This window comes from Christiangramia aquimixticola (genome assembly GCF_048285835.1).
Lineage (GTDB): Bacteria > Bacteroidota > Bacteroidia > Flavobacteriales > Flavobacteriaceae > Christiangramia > Christiangramia aquimixticola.
In genome coordinates this window covers 1-315 of record NZ_JBLVTL010000168.1, presented here as the reverse complement: position 1 = coordinate 315, position 315 = coordinate 1, and the positions used below count along the sequence as shown (strand labels likewise).

The following is a 315-nucleotide window of genomic DNA, read 5'->3' as shown; positions in this document are numbered from 1 at the left end:
GAGGAATGTAAGTATCAACTGCGTTCATCAACTGCATTACAGTCTCAACCCACTTTTCTTCACCATTCAAAGCTCCAAGAGCAGAACCAGCAATCACAGGAATGTTATCACCGTCGAATTCATAGAAAGAAAGAAGATCTCTAACTTCCATTTCAACAAGTTCCAACAATTCTGGATCGTCAACCATGTCGACTTTGTTCAAGAAAACTACAAGCTGAGGTACACCTACCTGACGAGCCAAAAGGATGTGCTCGCGAGTCTGTGGCATTGGACCGTCAGTAGCAGCTACAACAAGGATAGCACCGTCCATTTGAG

1 protein-coding gene is annotated in these 315 nt (G+C 44.1%); it reads right to left on the bottom strand.

What is annotated here, in order from left to right:
• Window positions 1-315 (bottom strand): GTP-binding protein (locus tag ACNKXV_RS13975; RefSeq protein ID WP_417908329.1); only part of this gene is annotated, 315 nt, incomplete at both ends.